This is a genomic window from Microtetraspora malaysiensis (assembly GCF_050947145.1).
Taxonomy (GTDB): Bacteria; Actinomycetota; Actinomycetes; order Streptosporangiales; family Streptosporangiaceae; genus Microtetraspora_A; species Microtetraspora_A malaysiensis.
Map to the genome: position 1 here is coordinate 7,117,156 of NZ_CP191998.1, position 18,231 is coordinate 7,135,386.

The 18,231-nt window shown below is 74.9% G+C and carries 7 protein-coding genes; all 7 read left to right on the top strand.

Features of this window, described 5'->3' with window-relative positions:
• The first annotated feature begins 163 nt into the window (after positions 1 to 163).
• Positions 164 to 3,649 (top strand): amino acid adenylation domain-containing protein, encoded by a 3,486-nt coding sequence (locus ACQP1V_RS33450; protein ID WP_433414217.1) that lies wholly within the window; start codon positions 164 to 166, stop codon positions 3,647 to 3,649.
• On the top strand, positions 3,646 to 4,407 hold the full coding sequence (locus ACQP1V_RS33455; RefSeq protein WP_433414219.1) for a thioesterase II family protein: 762 nt from the start codon (positions 3,646 to 3,648) through the stop codon (positions 4,405 to 4,407). Before ACQP1V_RS33450 ends, ACQP1V_RS33455 begins: the two co-directional genes overlap by 4 nt.
• Positions 4,407 to 6,689 (top strand): lantibiotic dehydratase, encoded by a 2,283-nt coding sequence (locus ACQP1V_RS33460; RefSeq protein ID WP_433414221.1) that lies wholly within the window; start codon positions 4,407 to 4,409, stop codon positions 6,687 to 6,689. The genes ACQP1V_RS33455 and ACQP1V_RS33460 overlap by 1 nt, the downstream gene beginning before the upstream one ends.
• The gene (locus ACQP1V_RS33465) at positions 6,686 to 8,959 is read left to right on the top strand and encodes a lantibiotic dehydratase (RefSeq protein WP_433414223.1); all 2,274 of its coding nucleotides are present in this window, start codon (positions 6,686 to 6,688) and stop codon (positions 8,957 to 8,959) included. The genes ACQP1V_RS33460 and ACQP1V_RS33465 overlap by 4 nt, the downstream gene beginning before the upstream one ends.
• Positions 8,956 to 12,498, top strand: coding sequence for an amino acid adenylation domain-containing protein (locus ACQP1V_RS33470; protein WP_433414225.1), 3,543 nt, complete (start codon positions 8,956 to 8,958; stop codon positions 12,496 to 12,498). The genes ACQP1V_RS33465 and ACQP1V_RS33470 overlap by 4 nt, the downstream gene beginning before the upstream one ends.
• The gene (locus ACQP1V_RS33475) at positions 12,491 to 17,977 is read left to right on the top strand and encodes an SDR family NAD(P)-dependent oxidoreductase (RefSeq protein ID WP_433414227.1); all 5,487 of its coding nucleotides are present in this window, start codon (positions 12,491 to 12,493) and stop codon (positions 17,975 to 17,977) included. Before ACQP1V_RS33470 ends, ACQP1V_RS33475 begins: the two co-directional genes overlap by 8 nt.
• Positions 17,978 to 18,044: 67 nt before the next feature.
• A complete protein-coding gene (locus tag ACQP1V_RS33480; protein ID WP_067143850.1) occupies positions 18,045 to 18,230 on the top strand; it encodes an MbtH family protein in 186 nt (61 codons plus the stop codon).
• Position 18,231 lies beyond the last annotated feature (1 nt).

Genomic DNA, 18,231 nt, shown 5'->3' on the forward strand with positions numbered 1-18,231 from the left:
GTAGCAATCATACGGCTAATGATCGGAAACGGCCCCCCTTTAACGTCCGTCTGTCAGCAAATCCTCAGTCATTACCGATGGCGTAACAGGGCGGCGGAAGAACCGAAATGGTGGGCAACGTGCGGGAAATGCGGTGACGCGACACACCGTAGTCGATCGATTCTTGGACGTCGTCAGGAGCTCCCCCGATCGCGTCGCGGTGCTCTCCCCCGGTTCCCCGGTCACGTACGCGGAACTGGCGGCGGCGGCCGGCGGGATCCAGCACCTCATCGCGGCGGCGGGAGGCCGCCCCGGCTCCCGCGTCGGCCTGCTCACCGGACACGACGCCCAGGTCATCGCCACGATCATGGGGGCGCTGCTCGCCGGCTGCGTCTACGTGCCGCTGGACCCGGCGTACCCGGCGCCGCGGCTGGCGTACATGCTCGACGACGCCGACGTGAGCGTGCTGGTCACCACCCGGAGGCACGAGGCGCTGGCCCGGACCCTGCTCGGGGACCGGCCGGGCCCGATCGTCTTCATCGAGGACGCGACCCCGACGCCGCCGTCGGCCTGCGCGGCCGTCGAGCCGGACGGGCTGGCGTACCTGCGCTACACCTCCGGGTCCACCGGCGTGCCGAAGGGGGTCGCGCAGAGCCACCGCAACCTGCTGCACTGCGTCGGCAACCAGATCGACAGCCTCTCGATCACCCCCGAGGACCGGCTCAGCCTGCTCGCCTCGGTCAGCTTCGACGCGTCCATCCCGGACATCTATCCCGCGCTGCTGACCGGCGCGACCGTCGTGCCCATCGACGTGCGCGCCCTCACTCCGGCCGAGCTGGTACGCCGCCTCGCCGACAGCGAGGTGACCGTCTACCACTCCACGCCGACGCTCTACCGGTACGTGCTCGACGCCCTCGGGCCGGACGGCCGGCTGCCGTCCGTACGCGCCGTGCTGCTCGGCGGCGAGCGGGTGACCAGGGACGACGTGCTCGCGGGCCGCGGCCGGTTCGCCGGCGCGTGCCTCTTCGTCAACGGGTACGGCGCGACCGAGGCCACCTTCGTGGCCCACCACCACACCTCCTTCGACGTACGGGACGCCTTCCCCGAGGCCGGGCCGCTGATGCCGATCGGCCGCGCGCTGCCCGGCTACGACGTGGTGCTGCTGGACCCGGCCGGCGACTCGGCCGAGGACGACTGCCGCGTCGAGGGGGAGATCACCCTCCGCGGCCCCCACCTGGCGCTCGGGTACTGGCGGGACCCGGAGCGCACCGCCGAGCGCTTCACCACCGACCGCCAGGGCAGGCGGATCTACCGCACCGGAGACCTCGGCCGCCGGCTGCCCGACGGCACGCTGATCTGCCTGGGCCGGCTGGACCGGCAGATCAAGGTGCGCGGCTTCCGCGTGGAACCGGCCGAGGTCGAGACGCACCTCACCGCGCGGCCCGGCGTGGCCAAGGCCGTGGTCTCGCTCTCCGGCGACCGGCTCGTCGCGCACGTCCAGCCCGTCCCCGGGGCGGTCCTCGACCCGGCCGCGCTGCGCCGTTCCGCGGCGGAGAACCTGCCGGACCACATGGTGCCCGCGGCGGTCATGGTGCTCGACGCGCTGCCGCTCACGCCCACCGGCAAGGTGGACGTGCGGGCGCTGCCCGCGCCGGCCGCGGCCCGCTCCGGCGAGCCGCCCGCCACACCCGCCGAGGAGGCGGTCCACGCCGCCTGGTGCGCGGTGCTCGGCGTGACCGAGGTCGGCGTGACCGAGCCCTTCTTCGACGCCGGCGGCCACTCCTTGCTGCTGGGACGGCTCCAGCGGCGGCTCACCGACCTGGTCGGCGAGCCGGTCTCGATGACGGCGCTGTTCGAGCACGCGACGGTGCGCGCGCAGGCCCGCGCGCTGCTGGAACAGGCCGCCCCGCCCGCCGCCGCACCCGCCACCCCACGCCCGGCCCCCGCCGTACGCGACGACTACGACGAAGACGACGGGGAGTACGACGACGAACTGGACGGCCGGATCGCGGTGGTCGGCCTCGGCTGCCGGTTCCCCGGCGCGCCCGGCCCGGCCGCGTTCTGGTCCGTGCTGGCGAACGGCGTGGACACCATCTGGGACTACTCCGAGGCCGAACTGCGCGCGCTCGGCATCGGCGACCGGCTGCTCGCCGACCCCGCGCACGTCCGCTCCGGCGGGAAGCTGGACGGGGTGGCGGACTTCGACGCGGAGTTCTTCGGATTCACCGCCGAGGAGGCCGCCCGCACCGACCCGCAGCACCGGCTCTTCCTGGAGACCGCCTGGGAGGCCCTGGAGGACGCGGGGTGCGACCCGGAGCGGTTCGACGGGCAGGTCGGCGTGTTCGCCTCGACCTCGGCCAACCGGTACTTCCTCTTCCACCTGTTCGGCAACCCGGGCGCCGGCTCGCCGGACGACCCCGACGACTGGGAGGGGCGGATCCTGCCGCATCAGCGGTCCGACCACCTGCCGGGGCAGGTCGCGTACCGGCTGGGCCTGACCGGCCCGGCGGTGGCGGTGCAGACCGCCTGCTCCAGCTCCCTGGTCGCGGTGGGCCTGGCCGCGCAGAGCCTCGCCGACCACCGGTGCGACCTCGCGCTCGCGGGCGGCGTCACCGTCACCTGGCCGCGCCACCGGCACACGCCCGGCGGGATGGTCTCCCCCGACGGCCGGTGCCGCGCGTTCGACGCCGCGGCGGCGGGCTCCGGGTTCTCCAGCGGCAGCGGCGTGGTCGCGCTGAAGCGGCTCGCCGACGCGCTGGCCGACGGCGACCACGTGTACGCGGTGATCCCCGGCTGGGGCGTCGGCAACGACGGCGCGGCCCGGGTGGGCTTCGCCGTACCGGGCCTGGCCGGGCAGGTGGCGGCGGTGACCGACGCGCTCGGTGACGCGGGCGTCGCGCCCGACGAGATCGGCCTGGTGGAGGCGCACGGCAGCGGCACGCCGCTGGGCGACACCATCGAGGTGGAGGCGCTGACCCGCGCCTTCCGTGCGGCCGGGGCGCGCGGCACCGGCTACTGCGCCCTGGGCGCGGTCAAGACCAACATCGGCCACACGGACGCCGCGGCCGGGATCGCCGGGTTCATCAAGGCGGTCCTGTCGGTGTGGCACGGCGAGATCCCGGCCAACCTGCACGTCGACTCCCCCAACCCGCAGCTCGACCTCGACCGCGGGCCGTTCTACCTGCCCGCCAAGACGGCGCCCTGGCCGGAGGGCGGCCCCCGGATCGCCGGGGTGAGCGCGATCGGCATCGGCGGCACCGGCGCCCACGTGCTGGTGGCCGAGGCCCCGGAGCCCGCGGCGCGGGCGGAGCCCCAGGCAACCGGCCGGTTCCGGCTCCCGGTGTCCGGGCGCACCCCCGAGGCGCTGCGCGCGGCGATCGTCCGGCTGCGCGACCACCTCGCCGCCAACCCGCACCTGCCGCTCGCCGACGTGGCGTACACGCTGGCCGCCGGACGCCGCTCCTTCGCGCACCGGGTGGTGGTGGAGTGCGGCGACCTCGCCGAGGCGATCGCGGCGCTCGACCCCGACCGGCTCCTGTCCGGCGCCGGCGCGGCGGAGCCGTCCTCGGGCCCCTCCGCTCCGCCCGTCGCGGGGCGGCGGGTGCCCCTGCCGACCTATCCCTTCCAGCGACAGCGTCACTGGATCGACCCGCCGGGAGGCGACTCATGACCACACTGACCGCCCGCTGGTTCCGCTGCCCGCGGCCGGCGCCGCATGCGGCGGCCCGGCTGTTCTGCCTGCCCTACGCCGGGGCCGGCGCCGGCGTGTTCCACCCGTGGCCCGCCGCTCTCGCGCCGGTCGCCGAGGTGCACGGCGTCCAGCTCCCCGGCAGGGAGAACCGGATCGCGGAGCCGGCCGAGCTCGACCTGCTCGAACTGGCCGCCGCGCTCGCCGACGCCGTGGACTCCGACGCCCGGCCGTACGCGCTGTACGGACACTCGCTGGGGTCCCGGATCGCGTTCGAGCTGATCCGGGAGCTGCGCCGCGACGGCAAGCGGCTGCCCGATCGGCTCTACGTGGGTGCGGCGCGCGCGCCGCACCTGGTCGCGTCCTCGGGGTTCGACGGGCTCTCCCGCCTGCCCGACGACGAGCTGGTGGCGCGGGTCGTGGCCGGGGGCGGCGTGCCCGAGGTGGTCGCGGAGGAGCCCGAGCTGCTCGAACTGCTGCTGCCGGCGCTGCGGGCCGACTTCACCTTGCTGGACGACTACGTCTACCAGCCCGAGGAGCCGCTGCCGGTGCCGATCACGGCCTTCTCCGGCACGCTCGACCCGTCCGTGTCCATGGAGCAGATGGCCGCGTGGGAGGAGCTCACCGCCGCCGGGTTCGCGCTCCACCGTGTCGAGGGCGGTCACTTCTTCCTCCAGGACGGCGAGGCGGAGCTGCTCGCCCTGCTGTCGGCCGACCTCATGACGCTCGGAGGTGCCTGATGGCGAAGGTGAAGCTGGGGAACACCGGCTGGGCCGTCTGGTCGGACGCGCTGCTGCGCACCACCGGTTTCCCGGCCGCCGGGCTGGACGCCTTCGCCGCGCCCGCCGCCGCTGCCGCCGCCGACGACCTGCTCGCCGGCCGGGGAGACGCCGAGGTCTTCGACAAGGTCTTCGCCGAGGCGATCGCGGCCGGAGCGGCCCAGATCTGCGAGATCGCCGCCGACCCGCTCTTCCGCGAGGCGGTCACCTGGCAGAACCCCGGCGTGCTCATCGCGCTGGACGGCCTGGTCGCGGGCGGTCCCGGCGCGCCGCGGAACGTCCGCCGCAGGGACCGGGAACGCGCGGTGGCCCGCTACTGGCAGCGGTACTGCGCCAAGAACGAGACCATCGGCTTCTTCGGCCCGGTCTGCTGGATCACCGTCGCCGACTCCACCCTGCCGCTCGACATCCGCCCCGGGCCCGCGCTGCTGCGTGAGCGGCGGGTCGCCTTCGAGAGCTGGGCGGTGGCGGCCTACGCCGACCACTTGGCCGCCGACCCCCGCGTGCGCCGCTGCTGGCCGCCCGCACTGCTCCCGCACCTCACCCTGCACGAGCGGACCATCCTGCGTCCGATACAGCCGCCCCTCCCCCTGTCCGCCGCCGAGGCCGACCTGCTCGCCCGCTGCGACGGACGCACCCCCGCCCACCAGGTCGTCACGGCCCTCCCCCGCCCCGAGGACGGCTACCTCCTCCTCGAACGGCTCGTCGAACGCGACCTCGTCACCTGGGACGCCGCCCTGCCGATCGGGCGTGACGCGGAATCCGCGCTGCGCGACCGGATCGCGGCGATCGACGACGATGAGCTGCGCGCCGAGGCCGTGGCGGGGCTCGACCGGCTCTGCGCCGCCCGCGACGCCGTGGCCGCCGCGGCCGGAAACCCCGACGCGCTCAAGGCCGCGCTCGCCACACTCGACGAGGAGTTCACCGCCCTCACCGGCGCGGCCCCCCGCCGCCGCGACGGCCAGATGTACGCCGGACGCACCCTCTGCTACGAGGACACCACCCGCGACCTCGACGTCACCATCGGCACCGCGCTCCTGGACGACCTCGCCGCACCACTGGACGTCCTGCTCACCACCGCCCGCTGGCTCACCCACGCGATCAGCGCGGCGTGCCTGGACGTCCTGCGCGACCTGTACGCGGAGCTGAGCCAGGAGGCGACGGGTCCGGTGCGCCTGGGCGACCTGTGGTACCTCGCCCAGGGCCTGCTGTTCACCGGCGACGACAACCCGTTCCGCACAGTGGCGGCCGACTTCGCCCGGCGCTGGGCCGAGCTGATCGGGACGCCGGACGCCGCCGCGACCGGCGGCCGGGTCACGCTCTCCTCCGCCGAGCTGGCCGAGCCGCTCGCCCGGCTCTTCCCCGCCGAGCGGCCCGGCTGGTCCGGCGCCCGGCTGCACAGCCCCGACCTGCAGATCTGCGCGCCCGACGTGGACGCCGTCAACCGGGGCGACTACCAGGCGGTCCTCGGCGAACTGCACCCGGCGTGGTCGTCCCTGGACAGCGCGTTGCTCAGCCCGTTCCACCCCGAGCAGGACCGGCTGCGCGCCGACCTCGACCTCGACCTGGGGCCGGAGCGGATCCACATCCTCTATCCCGAGGACTATCCCCGCCACACCACCCGCACCGGGTACGGGCTGACCCGGCCGCGCGACCGGCAGCTCGGCGTGGGCAAGGCGCGCGGCGCGGACCCCGACCGGCTGCTGCCCGCCACCGCGGCCACCGTCTCCGACGAGGACGGGACGCTCGTCGCCACCGGCCCGGACGGGCGGCGATGGCCGCTGATCGAGATATTCGCGGAGATGCTCGGCACCCAGCTGCTGGACATGTTCAAGCTCACCGTCCCCGGCGCGCACGTGCCCCGGGTCACGATCGACCGGCTCGTCATCACCCGCGAAACCTGGCGCACCACCGTCGGCGCGACCGGGCTCGTGGATGTCACGGACGAGCGCGCCCGCTTCCTCGCCGCCCGTACCTGGCGAAACCGGCTCAACCTGCCCGACCGGGTATTCATCAAGATCGGCAGCGAAGTGAAACCCTGCTACTTCGACCTCACCAGTCCCCATTACGTCGGCGTGCTGTGCACCATGCTCCGCACCGCCGGACCGGACATCACCCTCACCGTCAGCGAGGCCCTGCCCACCTCCGACCAGGCCTGGGTCCCCGACCACCGCGGCGACCGCTACTTCAGCGAGTTCCGCCTCCAGATCACCGACTCCCTCACCCCGGACGGTGCGCGGTGACAAAACTGGAACTGGGGAACACCGGCTGGGCCGTCTGGCCGGACGCGCTGCTGCGCACCACCGGTTTCCCGGCCGCCGGGCTGGACGCCTTCACCGCGCCCGCCGCCGCTGCCGCCGCCGACGACCTGCTCGCCGGCCACGGCGACGCCGAGGTCTTCGACAAGGTCTTCGCCGAGGCGATCGCGGCCGGAGCGGCCAAGATCTGCGAGATCGCCGCCGACCCGCTCTTCCGCGAGGCGGTCACCTGGCAGAACCCCGGCGTGCTCATCGCGCTGGACGGCCTGGTCGCGGGCGGTCCCGACGCGCCGCGGAACGTCCGCCGCCGGGACCGGGAACGCGCGGTGACCCGCTACTGGCAGCGGTACTGCGCCAAGAACGAGACCATCGGCTTCTTCGGCCCGGTCTGCTGGATCAGCGTCGCCGACTCCGACCAGGCGCTGGACGTCCGTCCCGGAGCCGGACTCCTCCGGCAGCGGGGAGTGATGTTCGAGAGCTGGGCCCTGGCCGCATACGCCGACCACCTGGCCGCCGACCCCCGCGTGCGCCGCTGCTGGCCGCCTGCACTGCTCCCGCACCTCACCCTGCACGAGCGCAGCATCCTGCGCCCGATGCAGCCGCCCCTCCCCCTGTCCGCCGCCGAAGCTGACCTGCTCGCCCGCTGCGACGGACGCACCCCCGCCCACCAGGTCGTCACGGCCCTCCCCCGCCCCGAGGACGGCTACCTCCTCCTCGAACGACTCGTCGAACGCGACCTCATCATCTGGGACGCCAACCTCCCCCTCGGCCACCAGGTCGAGGAGGCCCTCCGGGACCGGATCGCGGCGATCGACAAGGACGAGCTGCGCGCCGAGGCCGTGGCGGGGCTCGACCGGCTCTGCGCCGCCCGCGACGCCGTGGCCGCCGCGGCCGGAAACCCCGACGCGCTCAAGGCCGCGCTCGCCACACTCGACGAGGAGTTCACCGCCCTCACCGGCGCGGCCCCCCGCCGCCGCGACGGCCAGATGTACGCCGGACGCACCCTCTGCTACGAGGACACCACCCGCGACCTCGACGTCACCATCGGCACCGCGCTCCTGGACGACCTCGCCGCACCACTGGACGTCCTGCTCACCACCGCCCGCTGGCTGTCGGCGGCACTGGCCGACGCCTACGCGGCGGCGCTGCGCGAGCTGTACGACGACCTGCGGGAGGGGGCCGACGGGCCGGTGCGGCTGTCCGACATCCTCGCCCTGGCGCCGGGCCTCTTCTGGGGCGACGGGCAGCGGCCGGCCGACGCGGTCGCCGAGGAGTTCGCGCGGCGCTGGGAGGGCCTGTTCGGGCCGGGGCAGGGCGAGGCCCCCGTCCAGGTGTCCTCCACCGAGCTGGCCGAGCCGCTGGCCCGGCTCTTCCCCGCCGAGCGGCCCGGCTGGTCGGCCGGCCGGCTGCACAGCCCCGACCTGCAGATCTGCGCGCCCGACGTGGACTCCGTCAACCGGGGCGACTACCAGGCGGTCCTCGGCGAGATGCACGCGGCCTGGGCCACCTTCGAATCCGACCTCTTCACGGTCTGGCACCCGGAGGCGGACCGGCTCCGCGACGAGCTGAGCGCCGACCTCGGGTCGCACCGGATCCGGCTGGTCCTGCCGACCGACTGGCCCCGGCACACCGGCCGGGTCACGCAGTCGCTGACCGGCACCACCGACCGGCGGCTCGGGTTCGCCCCGGGGCGCTGCACCGAACCCGAACGGCTGCTGCCCGCCACCTCCGTCGTCGTCACCGACGAGGGCGGGGCCCTGATCGCCACCGCCCCCGACGGGCACCGCTGGCCACTGCTCGAGATGTTCTCCGAGATGCTGAGCACGCTCGCCGTCGACGCCTTCAAGATCACCACGCCGCGGGAGCACACCCCCCGGATCACCATCGACCGGCTCGTCGTCTCCCGCGAAACCTGGCGCACCACCATCAGCGAAACCGGGCTCGCCGGCATCACCGACGAGCGCGGACGCTACCTCGCCACCCGTGCCTGGCGAAACCGTCTCAACCTGCCCGACCGGGTATTCATCAAGATCGGCAGCGAAGTGAAACCCTGCTACTTCGACCTCACCAGTCCCCATTACGTCGGCGTGTTGTGCACCATGCTCCGCACCGCCGGACCGGACATCACCCTCACCGTCAGCGAGGCCCTTCCCACCTCTGACCAGGCTTGGGTCCCCGACCACCGCGGCGACCGCTATTTCAGCGAGTTCCGCCTGCAGATCACCGACCCGCTCGTCCCCGGCGGCGCGCGATGAGCGACCGGCCGCCCCTCACCGGGCCCACCGTCGTCGACATGATCCTGGAGCGGGCGCGCACCGTGCCCGACGCGATCGCGGTCGCACAGTGGGGCGAGGAGATCACGTACGCCGAGCTGGTCAGCCGGGCCGCGCTGCTGGCCTCCCGGCTCCGCGCGCTCGGCGTCCGCCCGGAGGCCCGGGTCGGCGTCTGCCTGGAACGGCGGCCCGCGCTGGTCGTCGCGGTGCTCGGCGTGCTGCTGGCGGGCGGCTGCTTCGTGCCGCTGGACCCGGCCGGCCCGCGGCTGCGGCTGCTCGACATGGCCGCCGACGCCGGCCTGGACGTCGTGGTGTGCGACCCGGCGGGAGCCGAGGCGGTCAGCGAGGCGATGGGCGACGCCGCCCTGCGGCGACTCGCCGTACCTGACGGGACGGAGCAGCCGGACGCGGACCCGAACGGCGCCCCGTTCGCCTGCCCGGCGCGGCCGGACAACCTCGCCTACGCCCTGTACACCTCCGGATCCACCGGGCGGCCCAAGGGCGTGCTCAACACCCACCGCAACCTGCTCGGCTTCGTCACCGCATGGGTGGAGATCAGCGGCGCCGACGCCGGCACCCGCGCGCTCGGGATCACCTCGCTCGGCTTCGACCCCATCGTCATCGACCTGTTCGTCCCCCTGGTCGTGGGCGCGACGATTTACCTGGCCGGCGACGCGGATCGCGTCGACCCGGCCAGGCTGCGGCGCTTCATCGCCGAGCACCGGGCCACCTGGGGCTTCATCACCCCGGCCGTGCTCTCCCTGCTCGACCCGGCCGCGCTGCCCGAGTGGCGGATGGTGATGTGCGGCGGCGAGGCGGTGCCGCCGGCGCTGATCGACCGGTGGGGGACCCCGGGCCGCACGCTGCTCAACACGTACGGCCCCACCGAGACCACGGTGGCGGTCGTGAGCGGCGCGCTGACCACGCCGCAGCCCGCGCCGGTGCCGATTGGCCACCCCACCCCCGGCCACCGCTGCTACGTCGTGGACGAGCGGCTCCAGCCGGTCGAGCCCGGGGCCGAGGGCGAGCTGCTCATCGGGGGCCCCGGCGTGGCCCGCGGATATCTCAACCGGCCGGGGCTGACCGCCGCGTCCTTCATCCCCGACCCGTTCTCCGGCGAGCCGGGCGCCCGGCTCTACCGGACCGGCGACATGGTCAGGTACGCCGAGGACGGACGGCTCGTCTACCTCGGCCGCCGCGACGGCCAGGTCAAGGTCCGCGGCCAGCGGATCGAGCTGGGCGAGATCGCGGCCGTGCTCGAGGAGCATCCGCGGGTGACGCAGGCCGCCGTCGTGGCGGTGCCACACGCCGGCGGCGGCGTGGAGCTGGTCGCCTTCCTCACCCCGGAGGACGCGCCGGACGACGTGGGCCACGCCGCCTCGCGGCTGACCGCCGCGATGCTGCCCGCCCGCGTACTGCGCCTGCCCGAGCTGCCGATCAACGCCTCCGGCAAACTGGACCGCGCCAGGCTGCGCGAGCTGGCCGCCGCCGACCGCCCCGCCGGCGACCACCCCGCCGGCGACGCGGCGGAAGGGACGACCACCACAGAACGGACGCTCGCCGCGATCTGGCGGCGCCTCGGCATCGGCGCGGACTTCTTCGCCGGCGGCGGCGACTCGATCACCGCGATGCGGCTCGTCGCCTCCGTACGGGACGAGCTGGGGCTCGACGTCACGGTGGACGACGTGTTCACCGGCCGGACCCTGCCCGAGATCGCGGCGCGGTTCGACAAGGCCACCCGGCGCACCGAGCCGGAGCTGACCCGCGGCAACCCGCCGACGCTGGCGCCGCCGCAGCGCCGCCTGTGGTTCCTGGACCAGCTCGCGCCCGACTCGGCGCCGTACAACATCGCGCTGGCGCAGCGGCTGCACGGCCCGCTCGACCGGCGGGCGCTGCGCGCCGCGCTGCGGTCGGTCGCCGAGCGGCACGACGTGCTGCGCTGGCGGATCCGGCAGACGGCCGGCGTGCCGTACGCCGTGTGCGAGCCGCCGTCGGACGTGGACCTCCCCGTCGTGGACCTGAGCGGGTACGCCCCGGCCGAGCGGGACGCCCGGCTGCGGACGCTGCTCGCCGCCGGCGCGGCCGCGCCGCTCGACCTGGCCACCGCGAACCCGTGGCGGGCCTGGCTGTACGCGCTGGGCCGGGACGAGCACGTGCTGGCGCTGACCCTGCACCACGCGGTGTTCGACGGCTGGTCCAGGGACACGCTCTACACCGATCTCGCCGCCGCGTACACCGCCCTCGTCGAGGACCGGGCGACGGACCTGCCGCCGCTGCGCGCGTCGTACGCCGACTACGCCGTGTGGCGGGCCGACCGTGACCTGCGCGACGGCGCGGCGGACCTCGTCTGGTGGACCGAGCACCTGCGCGACGCGCCCACCGTGCTGGACCTGCCCCGCGACCGGCCCCGTCCGGCGGAGCAGACCTACCGGGGCGCGGAGGCACGCCTGGAGCTCCCGGCCGAGACCGGCGCCGCCGTACGCGCGCTCGCCGCCGACCTCGGCGCGACCCCGGCGGGCGTGCTGCTGGCCGGGCTCGGGCGGCTGCTGCACCGGCTCACCGGCTCCGCCGACAACGTGATCGGCGCGGTCGTCGCCGACCGGCGGGTCGCCGCCTTCGACGACCTCGTCGGGTTCTTCATCGACATGGTGCCGCTGCGGCTGCGCTCGGACGACCAGGCCGACTTCGCCACCCAGGTGCGGCTGGCCACCCGCGAGCTGATGGACGTGGCCGCGCATCCGGCCGCGCCGCTGGAGCGGGTGGTCGAGAAGCTCGGCATCGCGCGAGACCCGTCCCACGCCCCGCTCACGCAGGTCATGTTCAACGTGCTGAACCTGACCGAGCCGCGGCTGGACCTCCCGGGGCTGCGCGGCGAGGAGATCGAGGTCGACAAGCCGGGCTCGCCGTTCGACCTGACCGTCTACGTGACGGAGCGCGGCGACGGGTTCGAGGTCGAGTTCCTCTACAACCCCGACCTCTTCGACGCGGCCAGGATCGACGCGATGCTCGCCGACTACGCGAACGTGGTCGGCGCGCTGGCGGCGAACCCGGCGGTCCCCGCGGGCTCGGTCGCCCTGCCGGAGCAGCTCTCGCCGGAGGCCGCGCCCGGCGCGATGCGGGTCACGGAGGCGGCTGCGCCGCTCCCGCCCGCGGGGGCCGGGACCGCCGCCACCGAAGCGCTGATCGCCACGATCTGGCGCGAGGTCCTGGAACGGGACGGCTTCGGCCCCGACGACAACTTCTTCGACATCGGCGGCAACTCGCTCGCGATCGCCGCCGTCCACGCCCGCCTGCGCACCTGGCTCGGCCGCGACCTGCGCATGGTGGAGCTCTTCCGCCATCCGAACATCCGCACCCTCGCCGCCCACCTGGACGCCCAGGCGGACGACACCGGCGGCCCCACCGAGGCCGTCAACCCCGAAATCGCCCGCGCCGCCTCCAGGGCCGAGGCGCGGCGAAACCGCACCCGGCGCCCACGACGCGCCTCCAGCACCACCGGACAGGAGAACGACCATGAGTGACATCACCGACGAGGGCGTCGAACCGATCGCCATCGTGGGGATGGCCGCCCGCGTGCCCGGGGCCGCCGACCTCGAGGAGTTCTGGCGCAACCTGGTCGACGGTGTGGAGTCCATCACCACCTTCACCCGCGAGGAGCAGGTGGCCAGAGGCGTCACCGAGGAGGACGTCGACGACCCGAGCTGGGTGTCCAAGGCGCCGTACGTCGAGGGGTACGACCAGTTCGACGCCGGCCTGTTCGGCCTCACCACGCGTGAGGCGGAGATCCTCAACCCGCAGCACCGGCTGTTCCTCGAGTCGTGCTACGCCGCCCTGAACGACGCCGGCACCGACCCGATGCGCTACGCCGGCGACATCGGCGTGTACGCGGGCACCGGCGGCAACCAGTACCTGTGGGAGAACCTGGCCCGCAACAAGAAGGTGTGGGAGACCCGCCACGGCATCGGCCTGGCCACCGCCAACTCGCCGAACTACGTCGCCACCAACGTGTCGTACCGGCTGAACCTGCGCGGGCCCAGCCTGACCCTGCACACCGCGTGCTCCACGTCACTGGTCGCGTTCCACATGGCCTGCGAGGCGCTGCGCGGCGGCGAGTGCGACATGGCCCTGGCGGGCGGGGTCAACCTGGAGCACCCGCCGGCCACCGGCTACATCGGGGTGGAGGGCTTCACCTCCCCCGACGGCCACTGCCGGCCGTTCGACGCGGGCGCGAACGGCACCGTCTGGGGCAGCGGCGTCGGCGTCGCCGTGCTCAAGCGGCTCGAAGACGCCATCGCCGACGGCGACCACATCCGGGCCGTCGTGCGCGGCAACGCGATCAACAACGACGGCGCGACCAAGGTCGGCTTCTCCGCGCCGAGCGTGGACGGCCAGGCCGCCGTCGTCGCCCAGGCGATCGGACTCGCGGCCATCGACCCGCGCACCATCGGCTACGTCGAGGCGCACGGCACCGGCACCGCGGTGGGCGACCCGATCGAGGTCGCCGCCCTGAGCGCGGTGTACGGGCAGGGGGCGCGGGACCACAGCTGGTGCGCCATCGGCTCGGTCAAGTCCAACATCGGCCACCTCAGCCAGGCCGCGGGCATCATCAGCGTGATCAAGACCGTGCTCGCCGTCGAACACGGGGTGATCCCGCCGACCATCAACTTCGAGCGGCCCAACCCGGCGATCGAGTTCGAGAAGACGCCGTTCTACGTGGCGTCCACGCTGGGCAAGTGGCAGACCGACGGCGTCCCGCGCCGCGCCGGGGTGAGCTCCTTCGGCATCGGCGGCACCAACGCGCACGTCCTGCTGGAAGAGGCGCCCGACACCCTCCCCTCGCGCGCGCCCCGGCCCGCGCACCTGCTGCAGGTGTCGGCCAAGACCCCGACCGCCCTGGACACGGCGGTGGAGCGGCTCGCCGGCCACCTCGACACCAATGAGGGCCTCAACCTCGCCGACGTGGCGCACACGCTGCGCGTCGGCCGCCTCGAGTACCCCCACCGCGCCACCGTGGTCGCGGCCGACCGGGCCGACGCGGTCGCCGCGCTGCGCGACCGCAAGCGGCTGCGCAAGCGTGAGGCCGGCACCGTCCCCCCCGTCGCCTTCCTGTTCTCCGGGCAGGGCGCGCAGTTCGCGGGCATGGGCGCCGAGCTGTATCGCGCCGAGCCGGTGTTCGCCGCCGCCGTGGACGAGTGCGCGAACCTGTTCACCGAGCACCTCGGCCTCGACCTGCGCGACCTGATGTTCGCCGGCTCCGAAAGCGGCCCAGTCGGCGCCTCCGAATCCGCTTCCGAGGCCGCTTCCGAGGCCGATGAGCTGCTGCGGCAGACGCGCTACACCCAGCCGGCCCTGTTCACGGTCGAGTACGCGCTGGCCCGCCTGTGGCAGAGCTGGGGCGTGCGCCCGGCCGCGATGATCGGCCACTCCATCGGCGAGTACGCCGCCGCGACCGTCGCCGGGGTCTTCCGGGTGCCCGACGCGGTGCGCCTGGTCGCCGCCCGGGGCGCGCTGATGCAGTCGATGCCGCCGGGGGCGATGCTCGCCGTCCAGCGGGACGAGTCGGAGCTGGCCGGGCGGCTGCCGGAGGGCGTGTCGGTGGCGACCGTCAACGGCCCCGGCACCTGCGTGGTCGCGGGCCCCGTGGACGCGATCGAGGCGTTCGCCGCGACGCTGAAGGCGGAGAAGGTGGGCTGCAAGGCGCTGCGCACCTCGCACGCCTTCCACTCGGCGATGATGGACCCGATCCTCGCCGAATTCACCGCGCTGGTGGCCTCGGTGCCGCGCCAGGCCCCGAGCCTGCCGTTCTGGTCCAACGTCACCGGCCTGCCGATCACCGCCGAGCAGGCGACGGACCCGGCCTACTGGGCCGACCACCTGCGGCAGCCGGTCAGGTTCGGCGCGTGCGTGGCCGGGCTGTTCGCCCAGTACGGCGACACGCCGCCGCTGCTGGTCGAGTGCGGACCGGGCCGGCAGCTCGCCGGGCTGGCCCGGATGCAGCTCCCGAAGGGCGCGCCGGTGCCGCTGCCCACCCTGCCCGGGCCCGGCGAGCGCGCCGGGGACGTCGTCACCGCCTACGAGGCCGCCGGCGCGCTGTGGGCCGCCGGAGTGCCGCTGGCGGCCGGGTCGGAGACCGGGTTCGGCGGCGCGGGGCAGCGGGTGCCGCTGCCGGTCTACCCGTTCGAGCGGCGCCGGTACTGGATCGACGCCGACCCGGTGGACCAGGAGGCCGTCGCCGCGGCGCCGCGGCGGCGCGGACCGCTGCCGCTGGGCGAGTGGTTCGCGGTGCCGACCTGGCGCCAGCTCGCCCCGGACACCCGCAGGGCCGAGCTCGGCACGTGCCTGGTGCTGGCCGACGGGCCGCGCGGCGAGGAGCTGGTCGCCGCGCTGCGCGACCGGGGCACCGCCGTACGGGTCGCCGGGCTCGGCGACCACGAGGCGCTGCTCGCCGGCCTCGGCACGCCGGAGGGCGGCGCGGCCGCGCCGGTCACGATCGTCCACGCCCTGGCGCTGGACGGCGCGCCCGCGAACGGCGACATCGCCGCCACCTGGGAGGCGCAGGAGCGCGGCTTCTTCAGCGTGCTGAGCCTGGTGCAGTCCCTCGCCGGAGCGGGGACCGCCGACGGCGTCCGCCTCGACATCGTGTCGTCGGGCACCACCGACGCGCAGGGCGAGCCGTCGCGTCCCGAGCACGCCACCCTCGCCGGCATCACCCGGGTGGTGCCGCTGGAACTGCCCGGCCTGACCGTGCGGCACATCGACGCCGACCCGCAGGCGAGCCCGGCCCGTACCGCCGACATCGTCGCCGAGCTGCTGCGCCCGGCCGACGAGCGTGAGGTGACGCTGCGCGGCGGCCGCCGCTGGGCGCTCGGCTACGCGCAGGTGCCGCTGGGCGAGGAGGACGCCGCGGCGCCGGCGGTCCGCGAGGGCGGCCGCTACCTGATCACGGGTGGCGTCGGCGGCATCGGCATCACCCTCGCCGAGGACTTCGCGCGGCGCTCCCGCGCCCGGCTGGCGCTGCTCAGCCGGGGCGGCCTGCCGCCGCGCGAGGAGTGGGACGCCCACCTCGCGGTGCACGGCGGCGCCGACCGCACCGGACGGGCCATCCTCGCCATCCGGCGGATGGAGGAGGCCGGCGCCCAGGTGCTGGTGCTGGCGGCCGACGTCACCGACCCGGCCGCGCTGCGCGCGGCGCGCGAGCGGGTCGAGGCCGAGTTCGGCGGCCTGGACGGCATCGTGCATGCCGCGGGTCTGCCCGGCGGCGGCATGGCCGAGGTCAAGGAGCGCGCCGTGGCCACCGCGGTGCTGGCTCCCAAGATCGCCGGCACGCTCGCCCTGTCCGAGGCGTTCGGCGACCTCCCGCTCGACTGGGTGGCGCTCTGCTCCTCGGTGACCTCGGTGGTCGGCGGCTTCGGCCAGGTCGACTACTGCGCGGCCAACAACTTCCTCGACGCCTACGCCAAGGGCGCGCACGGCTGGCAGGCGCCGGTCGTCTCGCAGAACTGGGGCGGCTGGACCGAGGTCGGCATGGCCGTCGAGGTGACCGCGCCCGAGGGCCTGCGCGCCGCGCGCGGCGGGGTCGCCCAGGCGGTGGACCACCCGGTGGTCTCCACCCGCCTGACCGGCGAGGACGGGCAGGCCGAGTGCCACGGCCTGGTGTCGGCCGGCACGCACTGGATGCTCGACGAGCACCGCATCGGCGGGGTTCCGGTGGTGCCCGGCACCGGCCACCTGGAGTCGGTCCGCGCCGCCGTCGCCGCCTGCCTGACCGCTCCGGACGCCGACCACATCGTGGAGCTGCGGGACGTGGCGTTCCTGGAGCCGTTCTCCGTCGCCGACGGGGCCACCGCGCAGTACCGGGTGGAGCTGAACGGCACGCCGGAGGGCGCCGAGTTCCGGGTGACCAGCCGTACGGCGGGCCGCTCCGCGGTCCACGTGCGCGGCTCCGCCGGGTGGGTGCGTCCCGAGGCCGCCGCCGAGGTGGACGCCGCGGCGATCGTGGCGCGCTGCCGGGCGAAGGCGGCCGGTCACGACGCCGAGGGCGGCCGGACCAGCATGCTCACCTTCGGCCCCCGGTGGGACGCCCTCGGCGAGCACCACGTCGGCCGGGACGAGGAGCTGGCCAGGATCATCGCGCCCGAGGCGGCCGCGGCCGACCTGGAGCGCTGGGTGCTGCACCCGGCCCTGCTCGACGTGGCCACCGCGTTCGGAGAAGGACGCGGGGAGGGCAGCTACCTGCCGCTCTCCTACGGCCAGGTGCGGGTGCGCGAGGCGCTGCCCGCGCGGTTCTGGAGCCACCTGCGGTACGCCGACGGAGGCGACGACGTGGTGTCGGCCGACCTGACGCTGTTCGACGAGAACGGCCGGGTGCTGGTCGAGATCGCCGACTTCGTGCTCCGCCGGGTGGACCGCGACGCCGTCGCCGGCAACCTGGCCGGCGACGCTCCGGCCGCCGCGCCCGCGGCCCCGGCCGGAGCCGGGACGAGCGGGGACGGCATCTCCCCCGTGGACGGCGCCGAGGCGTTCCGCCGGGTCCTGGCCGGCGGCCTCGGCTCGCAGGTCGTGATCAACCCGCTGCCGGTGGCCGAGCTCGCCGAGCGGGCCAGGTCCCGGACCACCGACACCGTCGCCGGCGGCGACGAGAACGTGGGCGAGCGGGCGGCGTCCGGCGACCTCGCGATGCCGCGCAACGAGCTGGAGGCCACCATCGCCCAGGTGTGGAGCGACGGCCTGGGCGTGTCCGAAGTCGGGATCGACGACGACTTCTTCGCGCTCGGCGGCAACTCCCTGATCGCGGTGCAGCTCATCGCCTCGCTGCGCAAGGCCGTCGGCGTGAAGCTGCCGATGCGCAGCCTGTTCGAGTCACCCACCGTGGCCGAGCTCGCGGTCGTCGTCGAGCGGCTGCGCGCCTCCGCCGACGCCGAGCAGTCCCCGGCCGCGGCCGGCACGAGCGGCCAGGGCCAGGCCGCCGGCACCACCATCCCCAAGCTGGACCGTCGATGACCTCCTCTCCCCGGGCCACGCCCGAGGTCGCCGCGGCAGCAGACATTCGACGAACGAGGCAGGAACCATGACCGACGAGCAGTACGTCGTCGTACGCAACGACGAAGAGCAGTACTCGATCTGGCCCGCCGGGCGGACCCTCCCCGCCGGATGGCACGACGCCGGGTTCGGCGGAGCCAAGCAGGAGTGCCTGGACCACATCGAGACCGTGTGGACCGACATGCGGCCACTCAGCCTCCGCCAGGGTGGGTGAC

Coding starts and splice junctions, on each gene's coding strand:
- ACQP1V_RS33460 (WP_433414221.1), top strand. CDS start 4,407: ATGGCGAAGGTGAAGCTGGGGAACACCGGCTGGGCCGTCTGGTCGGAC.
- ACQP1V_RS33470 (WP_433414225.1), top strand. CDS start 8,956: ATGAGCGACCGGCCGCCCCTCACCGGGCCCACCGTCGTCGACATGATC.
- ACQP1V_RS33455 (WP_433414219.1), top strand. CDS start 3,646: ATGACCACACTGACCGCCCGCTGGTTCCGCTGCCCGCGGCCGGCGCCG.
- ACQP1V_RS33475 (WP_433414227.1), top strand. CDS start 12,491: ATGAGTGACATCACCGACGAGGGCGTCGAACCGATCGCCATCGTGGGG.
- ACQP1V_RS33480 (WP_067143850.1), top strand. CDS start 18,045: ATGACCGACGAGCAGTACGTCGTCGTACGCAACGACGAAGAGCAGTAC.